This is a genomic window from Rhodococcus sp. WWJCD1, assembly GCF_002258735.1.
GTDB lineage: Bacteria > Actinomycetota > Actinomycetes > Mycobacteriales > Mycobacteriaceae > Rhodococcoides.
The window spans coordinates 1-18,269 of the sequence record NZ_NOXY01000026.1; the positions used below are offsets into that span (position 1 = coordinate 1).

At 64.9% G+C, this 18,269-nt stretch carries 13 protein-coding genes and 1 rRNA gene; 7 read left to right on the forward strand and 7 right to left on the reverse strand.

Annotated elements, in window-relative coordinates; translation table 11 throughout:
- Positions 1–97: ribosomal RNA gene (rrf, locus tag CH286_RS18115) — 5S ribosomal RNA — on the forward strand; the annotation flags it as partial.
- Between the two features lie 768 nt (positions 98–865).
- Here the strand turns inward: rrf and CH286_RS18120 are convergent.
- On the reverse strand, positions 866–2,455 hold the full coding sequence (locus tag CH286_RS18120) for an adenylate/guanylate cyclase domain-containing protein (protein WP_094610106.1): 1,590 nt from the start codon (positions 2,453–2,455) through the stop codon (positions 866–868).
- A 42-nt stretch (positions 2,456–2,497) separates the two neighbouring features.
- Between CH286_RS18120 and nucS the strand changes: the two genes are divergently transcribed.
- Both nucS and CH286_RS18130 read left to right on the forward strand, forming a co-directional pair.
- A complete protein-coding gene (nucS, locus tag CH286_RS18125) occupies positions 2,498–3,169 on the forward strand; it encodes an endonuclease NucS (RefSeq protein WP_032375951.1) in 672 nt (223 codons plus the stop codon).
- Positions 3,170–3,210: 41 nt separating this feature from the next.
- Positions 3,211–3,528, forward strand: a complete 318-nt coding sequence (locus CH286_RS18130) for an ATP/GTP-binding protein (RefSeq protein WP_094610026.1) — start codon at positions 3,211–3,213, stop codon at positions 3,526–3,528.
- 28 nt (positions 3,529–3,556) lie between these two features.
- Here CH286_RS18130 and CH286_RS18135 read toward each other — a convergent pair whose 3' ends face one another.
- Both CH286_RS18135 and mce read right to left on the reverse strand, forming a co-directional pair.
- Positions 3,557–4,507, reverse strand: coding sequence for a hypothetical protein (locus CH286_RS18135; RefSeq protein ID WP_094610027.1), 951 nt, complete (start codon positions 4,505–4,507; stop codon positions 3,557–3,559).
- 59 nt (positions 4,508–4,566) lie between these two features.
- Entirely contained in the window at positions 4,567–5,049 is a 483-nt protein-coding gene (mce, locus tag CH286_RS18140) for a methylmalonyl-CoA epimerase (protein WP_441347127.1), read from the reverse strand.
- Positions 5,050–5,154: 105 nt separating this feature from the next.
- Between mce and CH286_RS18145 the strand changes: the two genes are divergently transcribed.
- The 3 genes from CH286_RS18145 to CH286_RS18155 all read left to right on the forward strand — a co-directional run bounded on the left by CH286_RS18145 (position 5,155) and on the right by CH286_RS18155 (position 7,776).
- Positions 5,155–6,345 (forward strand): acetyl-CoA C-acetyltransferase, encoded by a 1,191-nt coding sequence (locus tag CH286_RS18145; protein ID WP_094610028.1) that lies wholly within the window; start codon positions 5,155–5,157, stop codon positions 6,343–6,345.
- 67 nt (positions 6,346–6,412) lie between these two features.
- On the forward strand, positions 6,413–6,784 hold the full coding sequence (locus CH286_RS18150) for a DUF3817 domain-containing protein (protein ID WP_170944783.1): 372 nt from the start codon (positions 6,413–6,415) through the stop codon (positions 6,782–6,784).
- Positions 6,785–6,888: 104 nt separating this feature from the next.
- Positions 6,889–7,776: a tetratricopeptide repeat protein gene (locus CH286_RS18155; protein ID WP_094610108.1), complete on the forward strand. Its 888-nt coding sequence runs from the start codon at positions 6,889–6,891 to the stop codon at positions 7,774–7,776.
- 5 nt (positions 7,777–7,781) lie between these two features.
- Here the strand turns inward: CH286_RS18155 and CH286_RS18160 are convergent, their stop codons facing one another.
- From CH286_RS18160 to CH286_RS18170, 3 genes are read right to left on the reverse strand one after another with little or no spacing between them, the layout of a single operon-like run.
- Positions 7,782–9,230: a metallopeptidase gene (locus CH286_RS18160; RefSeq protein WP_094610029.1), complete on the reverse strand. Its 1,449-nt coding sequence runs from the start codon at positions 9,228–9,230 to the stop codon at positions 7,782–7,784.
- A complete protein-coding gene (gene glgB / locus CH286_RS18165) occupies positions 9,231–11,432 on the reverse strand; it encodes a 1,4-alpha-glucan branching protein GlgB (protein ID WP_094610109.1) in 2,202 nt (733 codons plus the stop codon).
- Positions 11,433–11,443: 11 nt separating this feature from the next.
- Positions 11,444–13,450 (reverse strand): alpha-1,4-glucan--maltose-1-phosphate maltosyltransferase, encoded by a 2,007-nt coding sequence (locus CH286_RS18170; RefSeq protein WP_032376028.1) that lies wholly within the window; start codon positions 13,448–13,450, stop codon positions 11,444–11,446.
- A 205-nt stretch (positions 13,451–13,655) separates the two neighbouring features.
- Between CH286_RS18170 and glgP the strand changes: the two genes are divergently transcribed.
- Positions 13,656–16,178 (forward strand): alpha-glucan family phosphorylase, encoded by a 2,523-nt coding sequence (glgP, locus tag CH286_RS18175; RefSeq protein WP_094610030.1) that lies wholly within the window; start codon positions 13,656–13,658, stop codon positions 16,176–16,178.
- Positions 16,179–16,189: 11 nt separating this feature from the next.
- On the opposite strand, the gene CH286_RS18180 is transcribed toward glgP, so the two are convergent.
- On the reverse strand, positions 16,190–18,238 hold the full coding sequence (locus CH286_RS18180; RefSeq protein WP_032402288.1) for an ATP-dependent DNA helicase: 2,049 nt from the start codon (positions 18,236–18,238) through the stop codon (positions 16,190–16,192).
- Positions 18,239–18,269 lie beyond the last annotated feature (31 nt).

Below are 18,269 nucleotides of genomic sequence, written 5' to 3' on the forward strand. Positions count from 1 at the left end.
GGAAACGCCCGGTCCCATTCCGAACCCGGAAGCTAAGCCCTCCAGCGCCGATGGTACTGCACTCGACAGGGTGTGGGAGAGTAGGACACCGCCGAACACAACTTGGACCAGACAACCCCCGACCATCATGGTCGGGGGCTGTTTGCATTCGAAACCACTTACAGTCACAACAGTATTCGTGGCCTTGTCCGTCGTCGGTATCCCTGAATTCCAGGGCTCCGACATCTGCACCGCAAGTCCCATCATTGCGATGCGGCCGCGTGTCTCGCCCCCACCCGGGTCGCACACGCGAGCGCACTCGCCAGACGCGAGTAGAACAGCGACACCAGACCGCGCGCACCTGACAAACGCACGCGCATTCGCATAATCCAGAGGTGTCAGCACCGCCGGTTGCCTCCGATGGTGTCGGCCGTCGACTCGTCACTGTCACCCCCCGTCGCACACGCGAGCGCATTTCCCGCAAACAAAGGGAATCAGTGATGCCCAGCTGGGTCGGCCGCCTGACTTGTCATTGCCAACCTCGGTCACAAACGCGCGCGCGTTTGCGAGACGCGAACAGAACAGAGTCACCAGACTGAGCGCACCCGCAAACGCGCGCGCGTTTGCGGGCCCCCGAACCGGACTGAACCCCAACAAGTCGAGTACTGCTATCGAAGCTTGGCGATCGAGGTTGGCGGGCTTACGCACACCTGGCTTCTGCAGACGCGCTCGCCTTCGCGAGGCGCGCGCAGAATCGTCAGCGATGTGGTGAGCGTTCGACAAACGCGAGCGCGTTTGCGAGGGGACCGGGAAAGGACGGCCAAGTCGTCAGTGATGAAAACGGCAGGGACGCAGCGCACTACACCTTCTGAGCCCAACGATCGGGTCAGGCGTGAACAGCTTCGTGCTCATCCGCCTCGACCTTGACGTCCTTCGGATTTGCAAGAACTGTTTCCGCAGAGCGTCCGCGAAGAGTGACTGCATCACCGAATTCCCAACGATGTGCTTCCTCGTCAGCAGCACCGTCGACGGCAGTCTTGGAGGCGAGGATAGCTCCGGGCGCATTCTTTGCCAGTTCGGAGAGACGAGCTGCCTCGTTCACCGGGTCTCCGATAACGGTGTACTCGAATCTGGACTTTGCACCGACGTTGCCGGCAACCGCCCGTCCGGCAGCGACGCCGACGGCGGCGCTGCATTCGGGCACTTCCACCAACAACCGCCGAGAAATTGCTCGTGCTGCAGCCAGTGCGGAGCCGCAGTGGTCGGAAATTTCGTTCGGGGCTCCGAAGATGGCCAGCGCGGCGTCTCCCTCGAACTTGTTGATGAAGCCGCCGTGTTCGTCCACCTCGTCGACCACGACTGCGAAGAATCGGTTGAGTAGGTCCACGACCTCGGTAGGGGGCCGGGATGCCGCCAGTTCGGTCGAACCCACGAGGTCGATGAAGAACACTGCGATATCGCGTTCTTGGCCGCCGAGTTCGCTGTCGGACTGCAACGCCTTCTCGGCAACTTCGTGTCCGACGTGTCGGCCGAACAGGTCGCGGATCTTCTCTCGATCGCGCACGCCGTCGGCCATACGGTTGAACCCACTCTGCAGCTCGCCGAGCTCGGTGCCGTCGTACACCGCGAGGCGGACATCCATGTTGCCCTTCTCCACCTCGGCCATACCCGCACGCACGTTGTTGATGGGTGAAGTGGTCGCGAAGCCGCCCAGCACGGTCAACGCGAGCCCGAACACGATCGTGATGCCACCCAACGCGAGGATGGAGATGGCCAACTGAGTCGATGTGGTTTCGGGGTTGATGAAGCGGAAGATCGCGATGATCATCAAGCCGCTGACCGGGACGCCCGTTCCCAGTAGCCACGACAGGATGGAGCGGCCCATGACTCCTGCGATACGAATTCGTCGAGGATCACCGGCTTCGAGGGCCCGAGCGGCAGCGGGACGAAGCGCGAATTCACTGAGTAGGTAACTGAACGCACAGACGACGGTGCCACCTGCGGCGATCGTGAAGGCAACCTTGGGAATCGACGCCGGGTCGATGATCCCGTCGATCGTGGGGAGCAGCAGCAAGGCTCCGATCCACAGCAGAATCTGGATTCGCGTCAGTCGCCAGGGCATAGCGAGCGTCGCGACCTGCTCCTCGCGGCTGGGTTGACGGTCCTCGATTGCCCACCGCAAGCTTCGCAGGGCGTGCGTGGTGCCCCAGACAGCACCGACGACGAATGCCACGAACACGTAGACCGGTACGACGATGTAGTTGACCCACCAGTACTTGCTCGGATCGAGCACGTCCGGTCCCGGCACGACAACGCTGATCAACACACCGACGATGACGGCGCCGATCAGGTTCGACAGGATGAGGAAGACCGTCAACAGCAGCTGAATGCGAACCCGTCGTCGGCGCGGGGACTCGGAGGTGTCGCCGAGCAGTCGGGAACCCAGGGGAGCGGCGGATCGTCTCAATTGCGGCATGGTCGTCACAGACTAACGGGGCGCCTGCCTTATGGTGGTCGAGTGCGTTTAGTTATTGCTCGTTGCCAAGTCGACTACGTCGGCCGTCTCACCGCACACCTTCCGTCCGCTCGCCGTCTGTTGCTCGTGAAGTCCGACGGATCGGTCAGCGTGCATGCGGACGACCGCGCGTACAAGCCGCTCAATTGGATGTCTCCGCCGTGTTGGACGGTCGAGACCACCGAAGACGAGACGATCAAATGGGTCGTCACCAACAAGGCGGGCGAGGAACTTCGCATCACCATCGATGACGTCGAGCTCGACTCGAGTCACGAGCTGGGCATAGACCCGGGTCTGGTGAAAGACGGTGTGGAGGCACATCTTCAGGAGCTGTTGGCCGAGCACGTCAGCACCTTGGGCGACGGATACACCCTCGTCCGACGCGAATACATGACGGCTATCGGCCCGGTGGATCTGCTGTGCCGCAACGCTGATGGCGGAACAGTGGCCGTCGAGATCAAGCGACGTGGTGAGATCGACGGCGTCGAGCAGTTGACCCGTTACCTGGAGCTTCTCAATCGTGATCCGCTGCTGGCCCCGGTGAGCGGAGTCTTCGCTGCCCAGGTCATCAAGCCGCAGGCGAAGACGCTGGCCACAGACCGCGGCATTCGTTGTCTCACACTCGACTACGACGTCCTACGGGGAACCGACAGTACCGAGTTCCGTCTTTTCTGACGACTGTCGGCACGAGTCGGCCTGTTCTCTACACTGGACGGGTGCCCCGTCGTAACCAACCCCGCCGACCGAATCGGAGCGGCCCGAGTGATCTCGGTCCGGCAACCGACTCGGTGCTGGGTGGCAACCGGGTCGAGGTCGGTCCGGATGGAGACACGTACACGACGCGGATGATCCCGGGTGCCAAGGCCGTCAAGACGTATCGCTGCCCTGGCTGCGATCACGAGGTGCGGCCGGGCGTCGCGCATATCGTCGCGTGGCCGTCGGACGATTTCGGGGGCGCGGACAACCGCAGACATTGGCACACCGGATGTTGGAGCGGCCGAAACACACGAGGCCTCACCCGCAAGTGGTCGTAGCGGGGGAGGCCCAGCGTGTACTGCGAAATCAGGACGCCGAGTCGGCCGATTCCTTCTCGTCCTCGGCCTTCGCGGCTGCCTTCTCTTCTTCCTTCTTGAGGATTGCCGTCGGGTCGGGATTGTCGAGCAGTTCGCTCTCGCGGTTGACCGAGGCGAGCATGGCCGGAACCGAATCGAGCTGGCCACGGATTCCGAGCAGCTGAGCGAGCACGCGGCTGCGCAGCACACGCAACTCCTCGGCCAGTTCCTTGGAGTGGGCGATCCGCCGTTCGGCTTGTTCGCTGGCGGATTGAAGCCGTCGAGCAGCCTCGGTGGTTGCCTCCTCGATGCGGCGGGCAGCATCGGCCTTGCTCGACGCTTCGAGTTCTTCGAGCGCGGTCAGCACCTTGGTGCGGCGCTCGGCCATCGTGATCTCGAAATCTTCCTGAACCTCGGCGCGCTTGGCCTCGGACTCGGCGGCCAGCTTGTCGCGCTCGGCCTGCGCGGCCTCGACCACCCGGGCTGCCTCGGTGCGCGCCTGAGCCATCGTTTGCTGGTGCTCGGTCTCGAGCGCCGTCCGACGCTCTTCGAGTTCTGCCACCAGTGACTCGTGCCGTCCCCGCAGTCGCGCACTCTCTTGCTGCGCAACCGAAATCATTTCTTCGGACTCCGAGTGCGCCTTGGCGCGTACCTCGGATGCCTCGTCGGAGGCCAACCGCAGCATGCGCGAGATGCGATCACTCATACCCTCCGCTGTGGTGGGCGGAACCGACAGGCGATCGATGTCCTTGCGCAGTTCGTCGATCTCGTCACGCGCGTCGTCGAGTTGCTTGGCCAGATCACGAGCCTGGGCTGCGGCCGCATCACGATCAGCGGTCGTCAGCCGGAGCTCGGCGTCGAACCGCTCGAAGTAGTTGGTGACTTCGTCGCGATCGAACCCCTTCCGGACGATGGAAAAGGGAAGTTGCACCGCGGAAGTGCGCTCATGATCGATGGCCATGGCCGTCAATTTACCGGTGAGTCAAGTAGAGAGCCATACGGCTCGTTCACAGAGTTCGATCAGTGCGCGTCGGGGTTCGGCTCGACGAGTTCGATGAGCACGCCACCGGCGTCCTTGGGATGGACGAAGTTGATCCGAGAATCGGCAGTGCCCCGGCGCGGGGCGTCGTACAGCAGCCGAACGCCGCGGGCGCGCAATTCGCTCGAGATCTCCTCGATATCGGTGACGCGGTACGCCAACTGCTGTAGTCCCGGTCCGTTGCGTCCGATGAACTTGGCGATGGTGGACGACTCGTCGATCGGGGCGAGCAACTGCAGTGCAGCGGACTTCTCTCCGGCACCGGGGAACGAGAGCATCGCCTCGCGAACGCCCTGTTCTTCGTTGATCTCCTCGTGCACGGCGACCATGCCGAGGTGGTCGGTGTACCAGGCGATGGCGGCGTCGAGATCGGGCACCGCGACACCCACGTGGTCTATAGCCGTCACCAGGTCGGAGCGCAGCGGGGCTCCCGTGTAAGACTGCGTGCTGGAGGTCATGGCCATGACGTTAGCGCCAGCTGCGTTTCGGTGCTCCGCCCGGCCGGTATCGGTAGGGGGCGTCGGAGCGTTGATCTCGACAAGGCCGTCTTCACACTTTCGGAGGAAATCGTGACCACAACAGTCATCGTTGCCGGTGCTCGTACGCCCGTCGGGCGCTTCTCGGGCGCACTCAAGGACTTCTCGGGATCGGACCTCGGCGGAATCGCCATCAAGGGTGCCCTCGAGAAGGCCGGTGTTGCGCCGGATCAGGTCGACTACGTCATCATGGGACAGGTTCTGACCGCCGGAGCCGGCCAGATTCCGGCCCGTCAGGCTGCCGTTGCCGCCGGCATTCCGATGACCGTGCCTGCACTGACGATCAACAAGGTGTGTCTGTCCGGTGTCGACGCCATCGCGCTGGCCGATCAGCTCATCCGCGCCGGTGAGTTCGAGATCGTCGTCGCCGGTGGGCAGGAGTCGATGACCCAGGCTCCGCACATGCTCGAAAAGTCGCGCGCCGGGTTCAAGTACGGCGACGTCACGATGCGTGATCACCTCGCGTACGACGGTTTGTACGACATCTTCACCGACCAGGCCATGGGCGCACTCACCGAGCAGCGGAACCAGAGTGCCGAAGCCATCAGCCGCGAGGAGCAAGACGCTTTCGCTGCCGCGTCGCATCAGAAAGCCGCAGCCGCCTGGAAGAACGGCGTATTCGACAACGAGGTTGTCCCCGTGTCCGTTCCGCAGCGCAAGGGCGATCCGATCCAGGTCACGGAAGACGAAGGCATCCGCGCCGACACCACGGTCGATTCCCTCGGAAAGCTTCGACCCGCCTTCGACAAGGCCGGAACCGTCACCGCGGGATCGGCGTCGCAGATTTCCGACGGTGCTGCCGCCGTCGTCGTGATGAGCAAGGAAAAGGCCGAGTCGCTCGGTTTGACCTGGCTCGCCGAGATCGGTGCCCACGGAGTGGTGGCAGGTCCCGACTCCACGCTGCAGTCGCAGCCGGCCCGGGCGATTGCCAAGGCGTGCGCGAAGGACGGCATCGATCCGAAGGACCTCGACGTCGTCGAGATCAACGAGGCGTTCGCGGCGGTCGGAATCGCCTCGACACGCGAGCTCGGCATCGATCCGGAGATCGTGAACGTCAACGGTGGCGCGATCTCCATCGGACATCCCCTCGGCATGTCCGGTGCCCGCATCGCATTGCACTTGGCCCTCGAGCTGCAGCGACGCGGCGGCGGAGTCGGCGCAGCCGCACTGTGCGGCGGCGGTGGACAGGGCGACGCGCTCATCGTTCGAGTACCGAAGACGTAGGACCGCGGTGGCTCTGGTCGGGAGTGAGACCAGAGCCACTACGTTCTGTCGTAGCAAACCGGGCACAATGGCTGGCATGACCAACTTCTTCAACCTGAGCAGCACGGCCACCCGTTTCCGTTTCATCGCTGTACTCGAAGCGTTCACCTGGCTGGGACTGCTGATCGGAATGGCGTTCAAGTACATCCCCGCCGATGGCAACGAAATCGGCGTGAAGATCTTCGGGCCGATCCATGGCGGCGTGTTCGTCGTGTACCTGGGCATCGCGGTGCTGACGGCAGTGAAGTTGAAGTGGGACGTCAAGGCAACACTGCTGGCGCTCGTCGCAGCATTCCCACCGTTCGGCACGGTGATCTTCGAGATCTGGGCCGCGCGCACCGGACGCCTCGCCGAGCTGAGCACAGGCCGACCCGTAGCCGACGCGAAGGTCCTGTCCTGACTGCCCGCCAGTGGATGACGCATCGGGTTAGTGACAAACTGTAGAACGTGACTCGACCCGGTTCCCGTCCTCCCGTCCGCCCGTCAGCTGCCGTCCCCGCCTCGATCGCCGGTGCTGTCGACCTGTCCGTTCTCAAGGACCGTCCGGCACCTGCTCCCGCGGCCGAGCCCGCCGGTGAATCCGGGGGACTCGCACCGATCGTGGACGTGACCGCGGCGACGTTCGAGGCCGAGGTTCTGCAACGATCCACTCAGGTCCCGGTGATCGTCGATCTCGGTTCGGCCCGCTCCCCGCAATCGCAGGCGTTGACGCGACAGCTCGGCCAATTGGCCGTCGAGGCAGGCGGCACGTGGGTGCTGGCCCGCGTCGACGTCGATTCCAATCCACAGATCGCGCAGGCGTTCGGTGTGAAAGCCATTCCGACTGTGGTTGCCGTTGCAGCCGGTCAGCCACTGGCCGACTTCGAGGGAACGCAGTCGGACGAGCAGCTGCGTCAGTGGCTACAGGCCGTCGAGCAGGCGACTGCGGGAAAGCTCACCGGGCCTCCCGGGGCGGCTGCTGCAGAACCGGAACCCGAGATCGAGGACCCCAGAATCGTCGCTGCCGAGGAAGCCATCGACGAGGGCGACTTCGACAAGGCGGCGGCCGCATACCAGGCGATCATCGACGCCGAACCGAAGAACACCGACGCCGTCGCGGCGCTGCGTCAGGTCAGGTTCTTGGCTCGGGTGCAGAACATTGCACCTGACGCCATCGAGATCGCCGACGCCGATCCCGCGAACGTGCAGGCCCGGATCGCGGCCGCAGACGCCGAGATGGCTGCTCAGCAACCGGAGCAGGCTTTCGCTCGGTTGATCGACGGCATCAAGATCAGTGCGGGCGACGACCGGACCGCACTGCGCACTCGACTCCTCGAGCTGTTCGAGTTGTTCGACGCAGCCGATCCGCTGGTGGTGTCCGCGCGGCGCAAACTCGCGTCCGCTCTGTACTGAGTTCCTCAGCTGTAGCGCGAGTCGCACAGCTCCTTGCCGCCGAGAACTCCCGAGCGGAAGGCGTCGACTCGGGAGAATCCGGATGGCAACGTCGTTCCGTTGACGTCGCTGGCTGCGAGTCCGTCACTGAGTAGGCCCGACACCGCCTCGTCGAGATCGCCTGGGGAAAGAAAGACTTCGAGGCCCGTCGAACCGTTCTCGGCGCTCATCGCCGAGGTGATGACCCCGGACAGGCACGCCGAACGCAGAGCGGTCTGCGGGTCGTCGAGGGTCTGGCCGGCTTCCTTCTGCACCGCGAGCGTGTAGCGGGAGGCGAACAGCACGTACGCGCTGTAGTCACCGGAGACGTTGAGCGGCAATATGTCTCCGCGCTGCGGGGTCTCGGGCTGTCCGACTTCGGCCAGGGCCTCGACGTCGACGCCGATGGTATTGGTCGAGGGGCAGTACGACACCGGCGCAGTGGCTTCGGCGTCGGCGCATCCGACGTCCGAACCGGTGTAGTCGACGGCCGGGGGAGTTGTGACGGGCAGTACCTGCTCGAAGGATCGAGTGAAGGCGTCGAGGGAGTCCTCGGTGACCGGTAGTTCACCCGAGTCGTCCGGATCATCGAACTTCTGCGGCAACGATGCTCGACGCGAGTCGATTTCGGCCTCGTCGATGCTCGTGCAGGCCCCGGCACCGTCGGTGAAGCCGATCTGCACAGCCGTGACGCGCTCGAAGGCCGAGCCGTGCACCGATTCCGGATCGTTGGGATCGACATCGCGAACGGCGACGGTCGCGGCGAGAACGCCGTTGAGTCCGTCGGAGGTATTGATGGTGAAGTGCGGCGAATCGTCCTCTGCGACATGGCGAATGAACGCGCCGGCAAAACAGTCGGCCTGTTGCTCGGCCACGATGGTGGGAGTGTCGTCTCCGACCAGTCCCGATTGATGCTGGATGGCGTGACCGTATTCGTGGGCGATCACCATCACCACCGACATCGGTCCGAATGCGTCGACCAGAGCAGGAAGCAGAATGGTGCGATCCCACCCGATCGAGTCGTCGCGCGTGCAATACGCGGCATTGGGGATACCGCCGGTTCGATCCCCGCAGAACCTGACGCCGGATCCCTCGTCCTCGGACGCGTCCCACGAGACCACGTTCGAGATCGGCGTGAACGAGCCTTTGAAGAGGGCTGGGTACTGCTCGGCCCAGAACTGTTGAATGTCGTCGATCGCGTTGGTGGCGAGGATATCGGAGTCGGTGCCCTCGGCGTTCTCGACCTCGATCGTCGAATCGGGGACACCCGGTCGTGGCCCGCTCGGTCCGCTCGTGACCGGCAGTCCGGCGACGGTGAACGGGTTCTCGTAGATGGACACGGCGTTGCCGCCGACAGTCTGTGCGCACGAGGCGAGGAGAAGGAGTCCTGCAGTGGCGGCCGCGGCCAGTAGTCGGGGTGTGCGGCCGCCACTCATCTATCGCTCCAGTTTTATCCAGATCGCCCCGTTGGCGGGAAGTGCAACCTGGCCTGACGCCGGTCGACCGTGCCACGAGTGCGATGTTGCCGTCACTTCACCCAGGTTGCCCATTCCGGAGCCGCCGTATTCCGTTGCATCGGTGTTCAGGATCTCGATCCAACGGCCGGGTTCCGGTAGTCCCACACGATAGCTGCCGTGCTCGGAACCGGAGAAATTGAAAATACACGCGATGACCGAACCGTCGGACCCGTACCGCAGAAAGCTCAGCACGTTGTTCTCGGTGTCGTTGGCGTCGATCCACGAGTACCCGCTCGGCGAGGTGTCGAGTGTCCACAGTGCCGGGTGCGACTTGTACGTCGAGTTCAGATCGGAGACAAGGGATTTGACGCCGTTGTGCAGGGGCTCCTCGTCGATCTGGTACCAGTCGAGGCCGCGTTCCTCGGACCATTCACGGGTCTGGCCGAACTCCTGGCCCATGAACAGCAGTTGCTTGCCCGGGTGCGCCCACATGTAGGCGAGCATGCCGCGCAGCCCTGCTGCCTTGGTGTAGTCGTCACCGGGCATCCGAGTCCACAGCGTCCCCTTGCCGTGCACCACCTCGTCGTGGCTGATGGGCAGCAGGTAGTTCTCGCTCCACGCGTAGACGAGGGAGAAGGTGATCTCGTGGTGGTGGTAGCTGCGATGGATCGGATCACGCCCGAGGAATCCCAGGGTGTCGTGCATCCAGCCCATGTTCCACTTCATGTTGAAGCCGAGTCCGCCGACGTTCGTCGGGCGGGTGACGCCGGGCCATGCCGTCGACTCCTCGGCCACGGTGACGACGCCGCGGTGCTTCTTGTGCACCGTCGCGTTCATCTCCTGCAGGAACGTGACGGCCTCGAGGTTCTCCCGGCCGCCGTAGATGTTCGGCGACCAACCGCCCTCGGGGCGGGAGTAATCCAGGTACAGCATCGATGCCACGGCGTCGACACGGAGGCCGTCGATGTGGAACTCGTCGATCCAGTACAGCGCGTTCGCGACCAGGAAGTTGCGCACCTCTCGGCGGCCGAAGTCGAAAACAAGTGTGCCCCAGTCGAGTTGCTCGCCGCGCTGGGGGTCGCCGTGTTCGTAGAGCGGGCCTCCGTCGAATCGAGCGAGGGCCCATTCGTCCTTGGGGAAGTGCGCAGGCACCCAGTCGACGATGACGCCGATTCCGGCGCTGTGCAGGTGGTCGACGAAGTAGCGGAAATCGTCGGGACTGCCGAAACGTGAGGTCGGCGCATAGTAGGACGTCACCTGGTAGCCCCACGACCCGCCGAAAGGGTGCTCGGCGACCGGGAGGAGCTCGACGTGGGTGAACCCTGTCTCGGTGATGTATTCGGCCAATTGCTCGGCCAGTTCGCGGTACCCCAGGCCCGGTCGCCACGACGCCAGGTGGATCTCGTAGACACTCATCGGTGCCTGCGTTGGCTCGATTCCGGCCCTGGTGTCGAGCCACTTCTCGTCGTTCCACGTGTACGACGACGCGGTGACGACCGATGCGGTCGACGGCGGAACCTCGGTGGCAAAGGCCATCGGGTCTGCCTTGTCCTTGACCGAACCGTCGGCGCCGTGAACGCGGAACTTGTACAACGCACCCGGCGCGATATCGGGAACGAAGAGCTCCCACACACCGGTCGAGCCCAGTACGCGCATGGGCCAGCTGCGGCCGGTCCAGCCGTCGAAGTCGCCGACGAGGGTGACGCCCTGCGCTGCGGGGGCCCACACTGCGAACGAGGTGCCGACCACTGGACCGTCCGGTGTCGCGTACGACTGCTGATGCGCGCCGAGGATGTCCCACAGCCGCTCGTGCCGACCCTCACCGAACAGATGTAGATCGAGCTCACCGAGAGTGGGGAGGAACCGGTATCCGTCGGCGGATTCGGAGACGTGCCCGCCGGGCCACGTCACGACGAGCCGATAGTCGATCAGGTCCTTGAACGGCAGCAGCGCCGAGAAGACCCCGTGCGCGACGTGAGTCAGCTCGTGGTCGACACCGCCGACTCGGGCGACGACCTTCTCGGCGTCGGGCTTGAGCGCTCGGATGGCCGTTCCGCCGGGTACCGGATGGGCACCGAGAACGGAATGCGGGTTGTAGTGCCGACCCGCCGCGATGAGTTCCAGATCGTTGTCGGACGGGGCTGCGACGGTGTCTTCGGGCGTCGTCGGATTCTTGGTCACGTTGAATCCACTCACTTTCGGTTGCCGCGGTAGGCCAGTTCGATTCGTGCCGGGTAGGGAATGTGGGGGAGCGTGAAGATGTGCGCCACCGACGTCCAGGGCTCGAGTCGGACGAAATTGGTGTGGCCCCAGTCGTAATGAACGCCGCTCACCTCGTCCTTGATCGTGAGGGTGTCCTGCCAGTCGTGGCCGAGGGCAGGCATGTCCAGATGGATGGTGCCTTCCTCGGCTCCGAACGGGTTGAGGTTGATCACCACCAGAACCGAGTCGCCGGTCTGCGGGTCGAACTTCGAGTACCCGATCAACGCTTCGTTGTCGATCGTGTGGAAGTGGATGTTGCGAAGCTGCTGCAGCGCCGGATGCGCACGCCTGATCGCGTTCAGCGTGGTGATCCAGGGCTCGAGCGACTCGCCTCGGGCGAGCGCACCCTCGAAGTCGCGCGGACGCAACTGATACTTCTCCGAGTCCAGGTACTCCTCGCTGCCCTCACGCACGGCCTGGTGCTCGAACAGCTCGTACCCGGAGTAGACGCCCCAGGTCGGTGCCATCGTCGCCGCGAGAGCCGCTCGCAGAGCGAACATTCCGGGCCCGCCGTGCTGCAGGCTCTCATGCAGGATGTCCGGAGTGTTGACGAACAGGTTGGGCCGCGCATCGTCCGCGCGTCGGGCATGTTCCTCGGCGAACTCGGTCAGCTCCCACTTGGCGGTACGCCAGGTGAAGTACGTGTACGACTGGGTGAACCCGCGCTGTGCCAATCCGTACATGCGCACCGGACGGGTGAAGGCCTCGGCGAGGAACAGCACGTCCGGGTCGGTCTTCTTGACCTCGGCGATGAGCCATTCCCAGAAGTCCGGTGGCTTGGTGTGCGGGTTGTCGACTCGGAAGACCTTGACCCCCAGCGAGATCCAATACCGGACCACGCGCAGTACCTCTTCGTAGATGCCGCGTCGGTCGTTGTCGAAGTTGACCGGGTAGATGTCCTGGTACTTCTTCGGTGGGTTCTCGGCGTAGGCGATCGTGCCGTCCGGCAGCACGGTGAACCACTCGGAATGCGTTGCTGCCCAAGGGTGATCGGGAGCGGCCTGCAGGGCGAGGTCGAGCGCCACTTCGAGGCCGTGCTCCTGCGCGGCAGCGACGAAGGCACGGAAGTCGTCCTCGGTTCCCAGTTCGGGATGGATGGCGTCGTGCCCGCCGTCCTTGGATCCGATCGCCCACGGCGACCCGACGTCCTCGGGGCCCGGAGTCAGCGTGTTGTTCGGGCCCTTGCGGTTGATGGTGCCGATCGGGTGGATGGGCGGCAGGTAGACGATGTCGAATCCCATCCGCTGGATGCGGGGCAACTGCTCGATCGACGTTGCGAACGTGCCGTGCCGCGGCGATCCGTCCTCGTTCCACCCGCCGGTCGATCGAGGGAAGAACTCGTACCAGGCACCGTTGAGAGCGAGATTGCGATCGACCCAGATGTTGACCGCGCGCGAGCGGGTCACCAGCTCGCGCAGCGGGTGCGCGAACAGCAGTTCGGCGACCGACGACGCGAACGCCGACGACACTCGGGCCGGCAGTGGGCGGTCGGTGTCGCGCAGCGCGGCAGCGACGTCGGCCAACAGTTGCCTGCTTTCGGCAGGAACCCCGGTGGCGGCGCGCAGGAACAGCCGCGCCCCGATCTCCAGGTCGTTCGCGAGTTCGTGCGCGCTCTGGCCCACTCCGAGCTTGGCTTCCACGGCATGGCGCCAAGTGCTGATCGGATCGCTCCACGCTTCGATGCGGCAGATCCAGTAACCCGGCCGCGAGGGGACGAACACCGCGTCGAACGTGTCGGGTTCGCGGCCCGGTGTCATCGGGATGCGTTCGAGTTTGCCTCCCGGTCCGCGCACCGACAGTGTCGCGGCCACCGCGTCGTGACCCTCGCGCCAGACGTCGGCGGAGACTGGAAACGTCTCGCCCACCACCGCTTTCGCGGGGTACTTCCCGGTCGTCGTATCTGGAAGGACATTGTCGATACCAAGTCGACCTGTCACTTCACACTCCATTCTTCGCTAGAGGTATGGCTGCGCGGGCGCAACCTCTGATCGAACCGATATTGGTGTGCTTCTATTCGTCAACCGTAATGCAGCAATGCAGATGGCGCGTGCGCCGACGCATACTGCCCGCGACGGGCACCGCAGAGCAGATTTCGTGTAAGCCGCCCATCGACACAGGTGTCCGTGGGTAGGGTTCGATCCTGTGAAAGCTTTGCGCCGATTCACCGTCCGAGCCCATCTTCCCGCCCGCTTGAATGCCCTCGCCGAGCTCTCGACAAACCTCAGGTGGTCGTGGCACTCGGCGACGCAGGATCTGTTCGAGCACATCGATCCACTGTTGTGGACCGAACTCGAGCGCGATCCGGTGGCTGTACTGGGAGCTGTCGCACCCGCGCGCCTCGAGGAACTCGCGGCCGACGAGCGTTTTCTGGCCGAGCTGGACGCCGCCGAGGCGGATCTGCACGACTACCTCGCCCGTCCGCTCTGGTACCAGAACGAGCTGTCGAAGGGGCGGGCCCTGCCGTCGGGCATCGGGTATTTCTCCATGGAGTTCGGTGTCACCGAAGTGTTGCCGAACTATTCGGGCGGGCTCGGCATCTTGGCTGGGGACCACCTCAAGGAGGCCTCCGACCTGGGCCTGCCGTTGATAGGCGTCGGGTTGCTCTATCGCTCGGGGTACTTTCGCCAGTCGCTGACTGCCGACGGCTGGCAGGCCGAACGCTATCCGTCCCTCGACCCGCACGGTCTGCCGCTGCGGTTGCTCACCGACGACGGCGATTCTCCGGTGCTGATCCACGTGTCGATGCCGGGATCTCGCGTTCTGCGGGCGCGTGTGTGGATCGCCCAGGTGGGGCGCGTCCCACTGTTGTTGCTCGACTCCGACATCGCCGACAACGATCCCGAGCTGCGCGGGGTGACCGACCGGTTGTACGGCGGCGACCAGGATCACCGCATCAAACAGGAGATCCTCGCCGGTATCGGCGGAGTACGAGCGATCCGGGCCTACACCCGTGCACACGGACTTCCCGACCCCGAGGTGTTCCACATGAACGAGGGCCACGCCGGCTTCTTGGGCGTCGAACGCATCCGCGAACTCGTCACCTCGGGAACCCTGGATTTCGACGCAGCGCTGGCTGCGGTGCGGGCCGGCACCGTCTTCACCACCCACACCCCTGTCCCGGCCGGAATCGACCGGTTTCCGGCCGATCTGGTGCGGCACTACTTCGGAAGTGCGGACGGCGGCGCGGACTCGGCGCTGCTGCCGGGTTTGCCGATGGATCGAATCCTCGCCCTCGGCGGCGAGAGCGACGCCTCGGTGTTCAACATGGCGCACATGGGATTGCGGCTCGGCCAACGAGCCAACGGTGTGTCGAAACTCCACGGCATCGTCAGCCGCGAGATGTTCAACGGTCTGTGGCCGGGATTCGATGCGTCCGAGGTGCCGATCGGATCGGTCACCAACGGCGTCCATGCCCCGACGTGGTCTGCTCGGGAATGGGCACAGGAGGGGGAGATGTCCTCGGAGCGCGTGTGGTCCACGCGTAACGCTCTGCGTGCGCAGTTGGTGGACGAGGTACGCCGCCGAGTGCGGCGGTCGGCACTCGAACGCGGTTCCACGCAAGCCGAGATCAATTGGACTGCAAGTGTTTTCGATCCGAACGTGCTGACCGTCGGTTTCGCTCGTCGCGTACCGACGTACAAGCGACTGACTCTGATGCTGCGCGAACCCGAGCGACTGCGGGCGATGTTGCTGGACCCGGAACGACCGGTCCAACTCGTGGTCGCAGGCAAGTCGCATCCGGCCGACGACGGCGGAAAGGCGCTCATTCAGCAGATCGTCAAGTTCGCCGATCAAGCCGACGTGCGGCACCGCATCGTGTTCCTGCCCGACTACGACATGTCCATGGCGCGCTTCCTGTACTGGGGATGCGATGTATGGCTGAACAATCCGCTGCGGCCGCTCGAAGCGTGTGGCACCTCGGGCATGAAATCGGCACTCAACGGCGGCCTCAACCTCTCGATCCGCGACGGCTGGTGGGACGAGATGTACGACGGCGAGAACGGCTGGGCCATCCCGACGGCCGATGGTGTCACCGACGACAATCGACGGGACGATCTCGAAGCAGCTGCTCTGTACGAGCTGCTCGAACAGGCTGTGCTGCCCAAGTTCTACGACCGCGGCGAGGACGGCGTGCCCGGTCGATGGATCGAAATGGTGCGGCACACCCTCGAACAGCTGGGCCCGAAGGTGTTGGCGTCGAGAATGGTTCAGGACTACACGCTCGGCTACTACGCGCCTGCTGCCGAGTCCGCTCGCGCGGCGTCGGCCGACGGTCACCGCGGTGCCACGGACGTGGCGTCGTACCGTCGCCGCGTCGAACAGGCCTGGGGCGCAGTGAAAGTCACCCGCGTCGACAGTGAGGGGCTACCGGATACTCCGGTGATCGGTGCGGAACTGTCGCTGCGCGCGAACGTCGATCTCGGCGGCTTGGACGCGGCGGACGTCGTGGTGCAGGCGGTGGTCGGTCGCGCCGATGACGAGGAGAACCTCACCGACATCTCCGCGACGCCCATGACACACGTGGGCACGGAGGGCGGTGAGCACGTCTATGCCGGCGAGAGCACGCTGCCGCACAGCGGCGCAGTGGGATACACCGTGCGGGTGCTGCCGCATCACGACGGCCTGGCCTCGGATGCCGAGCTCGGATTGGTGTCCACTCCGTAGCGGTAGTGGCGCTACTTTCCCGCCAGCCGGGTGAGCGCCTTGCGCACCACCTCCGGGTCCGAGGTCTCCCAGAACGGAGGCAACGAGGCTCGGAGGTAACCGCCGTAGCGGGCAGTGGCCAGACGTGAATCGAGAACGGCGACAACGCCTTTGTCGTCCACGCTGCGGAGCAACCGGCCGACGCCCTGCGCGAGCAGCAGGGCGGCATGGTTGGCGGCGACAGCGAGAAACCCGTTGCCGCCGCGGGATTCGACGGCCTGCTGACGGGCTACGAGCAGCGGATCGTCGGGCCGCGGAAACGGAATCCGATCCAGAATCACCAGACTGAGCGACGGGCCCGGCACATCCACTCCCTGCCACAGCGACAACGTCCCGAACAGGGAGGTGGCCTCGTCGTCGGCGAACTTCTGCACCAGTGCGCCGGTGGAATCGTCGCCCTGGCACAGGATCGGCGTATCGAGTCGCTCGCGCATTTCCTCCGCGGCGGCCTTGGCGGCACGCATCGACGAGAAGAGTCCGAGTGTGCGTCCTCCGGCTGCGCTGACCAGAGACTCGATTTCGTCGAGGTAGGACTTGGAGAGGCCGTCGCGTCCGGGCGGTGAGAGGTGCTTGGCGATGTACATGATGCCGGCCCGGGCATGATCGAACGGTGACCCGACGTCGAGCGAATTCCACCGGATCGACCCGGTATCGGACGGCGGTTCCACACCCGACGCCATCGCGGTATCGCTCCGGGACGGCGTCTCCGCAGGCAGGCCCCAGTTGACGGCCAACCCGTCGAACGACCCGCCGACGGTCAAGGTTGCCGACGTCAGGACCACGGTGGACTCGGCGAACAGGCGCGCTCGGAGCAGTCCGCCGACCGAGAGCGGGGCGATACGGACCGTGCGTTTGACGTTGCCGCGGAAATCGTCGACCGCGTGCCAGACGACGTCCCTGCGTTTGGCCGGATCGGGTTCGTCGAAGGCCGTGAGAACTCGAACGGCGCTGTCGTGCACCTCGTCGACCGCGACGAGTGCAGCGCTGCGAGCCGCGGCAGCCTCGGGGTCGCTGGCCGCCATGCCCTGCTTGTTGGGGCCGATCGCGGTGCGCACTGCCCAGGCGGCGTCGCGGATGGAGGCGAGGGCCGGCCCGACGCCGTCGGGCAGAGATTGCCAGCGACTCGGGGGCAGCTCGTCGAGAATCGCGGCCCAGTTCTCGGCTGCACCTTCGAGCTGGTCCACCGTCTCTTCTTCGATCAACTTCGCGCTCCGGCGAGCGGCAGCGGTGACGGTTGCTGCCGACAGCTCCTCTGTTGCAACGCCCGTCACTCGATCGACCAGTTCGTGAGCCTCGTCGACGACCACGACGTCGTGCTCGGGCAGGATCTGGATGCCGGTGATCGCATCGATCGCGAGCAGCGCGTGATTGGTCACCACGACGTCGACCTGGGCGGCCTCGGTGCGGGCGCGCTCGGCGAAGCAATCCTCGCCGACGGGGCAGCGGGACTTGCCGAGGCATTCGCGCGCAGTGACGCTGACCTGGCGCCAGGCCTGATCGCTGACTCCGGGCACGACGTCGTCGCGGTCGCCGGTCTCGGTCTCGGACGACCACTTGGTCAGCCGCACCACCTCTCGGCCCATGCGCGAGACCGCGAACGGGTCGAACAGTTCTGCGTCCGGTGCCTCCTGCGCGGCACCGGTGTGGATCTTGTTCATGCACAAGTAGTTGTTGCGGCCCTTGAGGATCGCGAACTTCGGTCGTCGACCCAGAGCCTCGGTCAGTGCGTCGGACAGGCGCGGCAGGTCGCGGTCGACCAACTGCCGCTGCAGTGCGATGGTGGCCGTGGAAACGATGACGGTCTTTCCGGAGTCGACCGCGTGCCTGATGCTCGGGACGAGATAGGCGAGGGACTTTCCGGTACCGGTGCCTGCCTGCACCGCGAGATGCTCACCGGTATCGATCGAGTGCGCCACCGCCGACGCCATCGTCAGCTGATTGCTCCGTTCCTTGCCGCCCAGTGAGTGCACCGCTACCTGCAGTAGAGCGGGAACGGTTGGCAACTCGGTCTTCGACGGCACCGAAGAAGACTACTGCCGATTGCCCACCGGG